The organism is Nocardia sp. NPDC058497, assembly GCF_042720195.1.
In the GTDB taxonomy this organism is placed as follows: Bacteria; Actinomycetota; Actinomycetes; order Mycobacteriales; family Mycobacteriaceae; genus Nocardia.
Map to the genome: position 1 here is coordinate 1 of NZ_JBHXMY010000292.1, position 7317 is coordinate 7317.

General features: G+C 67.2%; 10 protein-coding genes. 1 reads left to right on the forward strand and 9 read right to left on the reverse strand.

Annotation, left to right across the window (positions count from 1 at the left end):
• Window positions 1–290 (reverse strand): hypothetical protein (locus ACFWPJ_RS19525; RefSeq protein ID WP_378853243.1); only part of this gene is annotated, 290 nt, incomplete at its 3' end.
• Between the two features lie 220 nt (window positions 291–510).
• On the opposite strand from ACFWPJ_RS19525, the gene ACFWPJ_RS19530 reads away from it, so the two are divergent.
• Window positions 511–1668 (forward strand): epoxide hydrolase family protein, encoded by a 1158-nt coding sequence (locus ACFWPJ_RS19530; RefSeq protein WP_378853245.1) that lies wholly within the window; start codon window positions 511–513, stop codon window positions 1666–1668.
• A 1-nt stretch (window position 1669) separates the two neighbouring features.
• Here ACFWPJ_RS19530 and ACFWPJ_RS19535 read toward each other — a convergent pair whose 3' ends face one another.
• From ACFWPJ_RS19535 to ACFWPJ_RS19570, 8 genes are all read right to left on the reverse strand, one after another.
• Window positions 1670–2077 (reverse strand): hypothetical protein, encoded by a 408-nt coding sequence (locus ACFWPJ_RS19535; protein WP_378853247.1) that lies wholly within the window; start codon window positions 2075–2077, stop codon window positions 1670–1672.
• A 235-nt stretch (window positions 2078–2312) separates the two neighbouring features.
• A complete protein-coding gene (locus tag ACFWPJ_RS19540) occupies window positions 2313–2585 on the reverse strand; it encodes a hypothetical protein (protein WP_378853249.1) in 273 nt (90 codons plus the stop codon).
• Between the two features lie 411 nt (window positions 2586–2996).
• The gene (locus ACFWPJ_RS19545) at window positions 2997–3416 is read right to left on the reverse strand and encodes a PIN domain nuclease (RefSeq protein ID WP_378853251.1); all 420 of its coding nucleotides are present in this window, start codon (window positions 3414–3416) and stop codon (window positions 2997–2999) included.
• Window positions 3413–3631: a type II toxin-antitoxin system VapB family antitoxin gene (locus ACFWPJ_RS19550; RefSeq protein ID WP_378853253.1), complete on the reverse strand. Its 219-nt coding sequence runs from the start codon at window positions 3629–3631 to the stop codon at window positions 3413–3415. Before ACFWPJ_RS19550 ends, ACFWPJ_RS19545 begins: the two co-directional genes overlap by 4 nt.
• A 95-nt stretch (window positions 3632–3726) precedes the next feature.
• Window positions 3727–4818, reverse strand: a complete 1092-nt coding sequence (locus ACFWPJ_RS19555; RefSeq protein ID WP_378853255.1) for an ABC transporter substrate-binding protein — start codon at window positions 4816–4818, stop codon at window positions 3727–3729.
• 49 nt (window positions 4819–4867) lie between these two features.
• Window positions 4868–5656 carry an ABC transporter permease gene (locus tag ACFWPJ_RS19560; RefSeq protein WP_378853257.1) on the reverse strand — a complete coding sequence of 263 codons (789 nt, stop codon included), beginning with the start codon at window positions 5654–5656 and terminating at the stop codon, window positions 4868–4870.
• Window positions 5656–6474: an ABC transporter permease gene (locus ACFWPJ_RS19565; RefSeq protein ID WP_378853259.1), complete on the reverse strand. Its 819-nt coding sequence runs from the start codon at window positions 6472–6474 to the stop codon at window positions 5656–5658. Before ACFWPJ_RS19565 ends, ACFWPJ_RS19560 begins: the two co-directional genes overlap by 1 nt.
• Window positions 6471–7317: ATP-binding cassette domain-containing protein (locus ACFWPJ_RS19570; RefSeq protein WP_378853261.1), on the reverse strand; the 847-nt coding region annotated here is incomplete at its 5' end. The genes ACFWPJ_RS19570 and ACFWPJ_RS19565, both read right to left, overlap by 4 nt.

A 7317-nucleotide genomic window follows, 5' to 3' on the forward strand; every position in this document is an offset into this window, starting at 1 on the left:
GGGTTTTCCACTTCGTTGACCCGATATGCCTTGCTTCCTCGGAGAGTTGTTTCTTTCTCCAGAAGCTGTCGAACCGATAGATCTGCAGTCGCTTGCGCGTGGTAGACCCCGAGAGCGACCACCTGTCCCAGGGGTGCCACCGCGGTCACTGCAATCAATATCGGTTCACTACTTGTGCCTCCTACGGCTTCGACTACGACATCGTAGCTGTTCGCTGACACGTCCGTGGCGAGGACCGCCTCGTCGGCAAACCTCACCAGGCGTTCGATCCGTTCGCGCTCCTTGACCACAACCGTGACACGCTGGGCATTCGTTTGTCGCGCACGTGCGGCGCCAGCGCGGCTATCGGTCGACGGCGAGCCGCGCGGCGAGCGCGGCGCCGGACCACTCACGGCGGGTTTGCAGGAGTGCTTGCAGCCGAAGTAGCTGCGCCGAAGCTTCTTTCACGATTTCCGACTCTGGCAGCTCAAAGCGACAGTAGGTGTCCGCTGGTGGTCGTAGTGTCGTTTCATGAGCGACGAGATCACCCCGTTCCACCTCGAGATCCCACAATCCGACCTGGACTACTTGCAGGCCCGGCTGACCGATGCCCGCTGGCCCACCCAGCAGCCCGGTGCCGAGTGGAGTCGTGGTGTGCCGGTCCCGTACCTGCGCGAGCTGGCGGAGTATTGGCGCACCTCCTACGACTGGCGGGTGGCCGAGGCCGAACTGAACAAGTTCGCGCAGTTCACCACCGAGATCGACGGCCAGCGTATTCATTTCCTGCATGTGCGCTCGGCGCAGCCCGATGCCACACCGCTGATCCTCACCCACGGCTGGCCGGGTTCGGTCGTCGAATTCCTCGATGTGATCGGCCCGCTCACCGACCCCGCGGCCTACGGTGGCGATCCGGCCGACGCCTTCCATGTGGTGATTCCGTCGCTGCCTGGTTTCGGCTTCTCCGGTCCGGTAACCGAACAGGGCTGGAACCCCGCTCGCATCGGCAAGGCCTGGGCCGAGCTGATGAGCAGACTCGGCTACGAAAAATACGGCGCGCAGGGCGGCGACTGGGGTGCGTTCATCACGCCCGAGGTGGGCCGTGCGGGCGGTGACAAGGTGATCGGCGTGCACGTCAATGCCGCGACTTTCGGGTTCATCCCGTTCGGGCCGGTTTCCGATGCGGAGAAGGCGACCATGACCGAGGCGGAGCTGGCCAGGATCGACCGGCTCACGCAGTTCAAGGGTGAGGGCAACGGGTACTTCCAGATCCAGTCGACCCGCCCGCAGACCATCGCCTACGGCCTGCACGATTCACCGGTCGGTCAGCTCGCGTGGATCGTCGAGAAGTTCAAAGAGTGGACGTTCCCGGCCGATGGCCTGCCCGAGACGGCGGTGGACCGTGATCGGCTGCTCACCAACGTGATGTTCTACTGGCTGACCGGCACCGCGGGCTCCTCGGCCGCCCTGTACTACGAGTCCATGCACACCCGTTCCTGGCCCACCACGCCGCTGACGACGCCGACCGGTGTCGCGGTCTTCGCCGAGGACCTCGCGATCCGCCGCTACGCCGACGGCAATGCCGACATCGTGCACTGGTCGGAGTTCGACCGCGGCGGGCATTTCGCGGCGATGGAGGCGCCGGACCTGCTGGTCGGGGATATCCGCGCGTTCTTCCGGGGGCTGCGCTGAGTCAGCGGTCCCACGGTGCCCGGAGCTCCGGGTCGTCGAAGGCTTTCGCCGCGTCCAGGTAGAGCTCGGAGATCCGGTGCTTCACCTGGGCGCGGTCTTTGTCGGAGATGTGGGCCTGGTCCAGACGCGCCGCGGCATTGGCGACCGCGTGGAAGACGCGGGTCGGTTGTCCGTCGATGATGTCGGCGACCGGGAACTTGTAGTCGGCCTCGGTCGCCGGGTTTCCGCCGGGCTGCCGGTACAGATAGATACTGGCCAGCTTGCGCGGATCGCCTTTGGCCCATTCGAGCGCGTCGTGTTCGGCCCGGTGACCGTTCCACTCGTGGTCGCGCGGGGCCCACGGGAGGTCTGGATCGGCGGCATTGTCGGAGGCGGGCGGGACCCGCTCGCCCTCGGAGTGCGAAACCATGTTTCCTCCTCGAACAGCGGCGACGGAGCAACGGCACCGGGACGGCGCGACGTCATGGATCACTGCCCGCCATGATAGCAATCACGTCGCTACCTGCGGTTTGCCCAGCACGGGCACGCGCTGCCCGCGCCGACAGATCGACGGCACCCGGAAGACGGGGCGCGGGCAGGCTGCCGGCCCGACGCCGCGGCCACCCACTTACCTGAGTGCAGTCGCAGTACTGAGCGGTGCCGAATCAGGCGGCGGGCTGGGGCTGGTTCAGGGCCTTGACGCCGGAGATCGCTTCGATGATGTTGACGATGGCGGAGGTGCCGCTGTCGAGGGCCGAGCTGCCGGATTCAAGCATGGCGGAACCGGAGGACGAGCCGGCCGAACCGGAGGACGAACCGGCCGAACCGGAGGCCAGGCCCGCCGAGCCGGTGGCGGCGGAGGCCACCGTGACGGGGCCGAAGAACAGGGCGGCGGCGGAGACGGCGCCGGCGGCGACAAGGATCTTGCGAGAGAACATGTACGGAGCTTCCTTCCACTGATGGATAACGTCGCCATAATGGGCGCGCTCCACCAATGTTATGAAAAAGAGATCTGTAAATCCGCTGTTCTAATTGTGATATGGAACACGGTTAATAATTGGCAAACACTATATTGCGCCGAGGTGGCACAATTTGATCTTCAACCCGGACGCGAATTCGATGATCAAATTCGGTTGATTTATCCGACAATGCGCGTATCGACGTGCGGCGGAGCCGATCTCACATTTGATCTTCATTTCGGACGCGGTGTACGAGCTTTTGTCCGGTAACCCGGGGCAGGCTAGGGATCCGGAGGACTCGTAGGTCGGCCCACGCCCTCGCCGGAGCTGGGAACACGCTGGGGAGTTCACTGGGAGCCCAGCGGGGCCGGACCCCTGGCTTCGGCGAACTCACGGGGCGCCACAAGGCGTGACGAACGTGACCGGTTGGCCGGTGACGCGGGCCACGGCCGCGAAATCCTTGTCGTCGCAGAGGATTGTCAATCGGTGATGCTCGGCGGTCGCGGCGATGAGCAGGTCGACAGGCCCTGCTGACCGATGCAGACCCTGTTCGGTCATCAGTTGCTGTATTTCGGCGGCACGTTCGACGACCCGGTCTGGCATGGTGACCCAGCCGAAAAGGTCGTGAAGATGTCGTTGCCGCTCCAACCGGTCTGCCAGCGATCGGGCCGAGTAGAGAAACTCCAGCTCGACGATCGGGCAGATCGCGACCACACCCGCGGTCAGCTGGTCTGCCCATGACTTCCGGTACGGCTCCGTAGCTATGCGGAACAACCCTGACGTGTCGACGAGGTAGATAGCCGGCGTCACCGGCGGTAGGCGGACTTGTTGCCGAGGTACTCGTCGAAGTCGCCGCGGTCGGCCATCTCGCCCAGGGCGGCGAGTGCGCGCATCCGCACAAGACGCTGGCCGACCTCGCGTAGAGCCGCGTTGACGGTGTCCTTCTTGGTTTTGGTGCCGAGAACCTCGGCGGCGGTCGCCAGTGCTTCCTGGTCGATCTCGATCGGAGTCTTAGATGTACCCACTGCACTCACCTCGTCGGATATCCGATGTTCCAGCCTTGGATATCCACGGTATCACTGTGGGTCGTGGCGGTGGGCCGGTGCGACCGACGCCCCGGTCAGTCGGTGACGTAGCCGTTGAGGCTGTTGCGCAGGTCGGTGAGGACGGCGCGGGCGGCGGTGAGGCCGGTGGTGTGCCAGATGCTGTCGTCGACGGCGAAGACGCGGCGGTCGGTGGAGGCGCTGAGTTCGGTGAACCGGTCCGAGCGCAGGACCTGTTTGCCGTGGTCTTCGCCTGCTTTGCCGGCGAACATCACGTAGATGAGGTCGCCCTCGGCCTTGGTGGCCAGGTCGGCGGTGCCGATGTCGAAGGAGGTGCCACGCTGGGCGGTCGGGCGCTGGACGCCGACGTCGGACAGGACCTGGGCGGCGAAGGTCTCGGTTCCCTGGACCTGGGTGGAGTCGGCGGTGAAGCGCAGCACCGAGGCCTGCGACTGGCTCGCGTTCAGTGCTGTGCCTAGGTCGCGGGCTTCGGTCAGGTAGGTCTGCAGGGCGGTGTCGGCGGCGCCGCGCCGGCCCATGCCCGCGGCGTAGGCCGCGAAATCGGACTGCCAGCTGCCGCCGGAACCGACCAGCACGGTGGGGGCGATCGCGCTCAGTGCCTCGTAACCGCCGGCCGGGGCGACATCGCCGAGGATCAGGTCGGGCTTCAGCTCCGCGATGCGCGCGGGATCGGGCTGCCCGATCGGGCCGACGCTGGGCACCTTCAGCACGCCGTAGCCCAGGTACATCGGCTGCGGGCGCTCGCCGTCGAGGGTGACCGCGCCGGCGACCCGCTCCCACAGGCCGACAGCGCAGGCCGCGTCGAGCGCCGAACTGGTGAGCACGACAATGCGCTGCGGGTCGGCGGGGACCTCCGAGACCCCACCGGCATGGGTGACCGTGCGGGTCGCGCCGGCGGCGGGATCGGGTGCGCTCGGCAGCGGGCAGGCGGTCGCGGTGTCCCGCGCCGCGCCGACCACGCCCGCGCCCGCGATGTTGGTCGTGGTGCGGATGATCGTGCTCGCGTCGTCGTGCTTGTCCGCGCAACCCGCGGTGACCACAGCCGCGCACAGCAGCGCGGCGACAGCGACGATCCCGCGCGGGCGGGCGCGGCGGCCCTGCTTCGCGGTGCGACGGAATCGGGTGCGTTCTGGGGCGCTCACCGGCATGCGCACGAGGGTACTGCGTGGCCGCTGACGTGGGCGCCGCGGCCCGATCTCACTGCCGGCTGGCGCGCCGGAAGCCGATGGCGGCGGGGACAGCGAACAGGACGATGGCGCCGAACGACCAGAGCAGGGCGAGGGTCAGGGGGCGGGCGATCGGGCCCTCATCGGCGAGACCGCGCATGGCGTCGACGGCGACCGACATCGGCTGATTGCGCACCACCGGCTGAATCCACGTCGGAAAGGCGACCAGCGGGACGAAGCCGGTGCTGAAGAACATCATCAGCGAGGTGAGGATGGTGATGACTTCGACCAGTGCGGCTTTCGCGGTGAAGACGGCGACCGCGGTGACGATCGTGGCGAAGGCTAGCCCGAAGATCACCGGAACCAGCAGGAATACCAGCGCGGCCGGCAGGCCCTGATGGAAGCGGAAGCCGAGCGCGAAGCCGACGATCACCACGGCGAGGGTGCCGACCACGATGCGGCAGCCCTCGGCGATGACGCGGGAGGCGAGACCGGAAGCACGGTGCACCGGCAGCACCCAGAACCTGGCCAGCAGACCGGCGTCCCGTTCGCGGCCGAGCAGGACACCGCTCGCGACGGCGCCCGAGAGCGCGCCGACGACGGCGACCATCGGGACCGAACCGTAGAGGGCGTCGTCACCGGTGAACTTCTGGATCTGGCCGCCGATGACGACGTCCAGCATGATCAGCAGCAGACACGGGACGAGCAGCGTCTCCAGCACGGTGGCCGGATTGCGTGCCCAGCGCACCAGCAGGCGCTGCGTCTGGATCAGCGTGTGCTGGATGAGCGAGACCGGCGAGGTCTCCGAGCGCTCCACCATCATGCCCTCCTCGAACCGAGCCGGATGGCCAGTGGCACGCAGAGCAACAGGGTGCCTGCGGCCCACAGCAACGGCGGCCCCATCAACGACCAGCTCACCGTCCCCGCGTTGCCCGCGGTGTCACCGGCCAGCGCGCGCAGCGCGATCGCGTATTGCGAGACGGGCTGATTGCGGACGAACCACTGGATCCAGCCGGGAAACTGGCTCGCCGGTGCGAAACCGGTCGAGAGCATGCCCAAGATCAACGGTGGGAGGATGAGTAGCTGCGACGTCGCCTCCGGACTCTTGGACGCGGAGCCGATGACATCACCGCCGAGGGTGAACACGATGCCGATGACCAGCGAGAACGCCAGGAACCCGAGGGTATGCCACGCGTCGAGCCGGAACCGGAAGCCGATGACATAGCCCGCCGCGACCGCCCCTGCCAGCGCGATCAGCGCCCGGAGTATGTTGGCCGACATCCGCGCCGCGACGGGAACGAGCGGGCGCAGCGGCATCGAGCCGAAGCGGCGATTGAGTCCGGCCACGGCATCGCTGGCCGACCGGAAGGCCGCCGAGATGGCGGTGAACGCCGCGGACTGCAACACCACCAGCGGCATCATGTACTGGGCGTAGCTGCTGAAACCGTTGCCGGAGAACATCATCACGGTATTGAGCGGGATGTAGAAGCTGGCGGCGAACGCCACCGGCGCCACCACCGACATCAAGACCTCCCCGCTCTTGACCGAGGGCACGATCAGCCGCATGGTCAGTACCCACCACTGCTGCACCGTGTCCGGCGCGGCGCGGACGTGGGTGTGCCACAGGATGGCCGTCATGAGACGGCCTCCGATTCGCTCTCGTCCGAGGCCAGATGGCCGGTGAGTTGCAGGAACACATCGTCGAGCGACGGGCGCCGCAAAGCGATGTCGACGAGTTCGATCGACGCGTTGTCCAGCCGCCGCAGTGCCTCGGCGAGCGTCTTGGCGCCATCCGGCGCGGGAATGGTGATGCGATCCGATTCCGGTGTCATCGCCGCCAGGATCTCCGCGGGCAGCAGCGAGCCGAGCGCGGCGGCGATGGCGGGCAGCTGCTCGAGATCTAGCGGGACGATCTCGCAGTAGCTGCCGCCGATACGGTGTTTCAGTTCGTCCGCGGTGCCGGCGGCGATCACCACGCCGTGGTCGATCACGATGATCTGATCGCTGAGCGCATCGGCTTCCTCCAGGTATTGGCTGGTGAGCAGGGTCGTGATGCCCGCGCTCTTGAAGCTGCGCACCAGATCCCAGACCCCCTGCCTGCTGCGGGGATCCAGCCCGGTGGTCGGCTCGTCGAGAAAGGCCACGTCCGGCCGCACGACCAGTCCGCAGGCGATATCGATACGCCGCCGCATACCGCCCGAATAGGTGCCGACCCGCCGGTTCGCGGCCTGGTCGAGATCGAATTCGCCGATCAGTTCCCTGGCGCGGGCCTGGGCGGCGGGTTTGCGCAGACCCATGAGCCTGCCGAACATGACCAGGTTCTCGTAGCCGCTGAGCATGTCGTCGAGGGCGGCGTATTGCCCGGTCAGCATGATGCATCGACGGACCGCCGCCGGGTCGGCGACGACATCGTGCCCGGCGACCACCGCGCGGCCGCGATCGGGCGCGATGAGCGTCGAGAGGACGTTCACCATGGTCGTC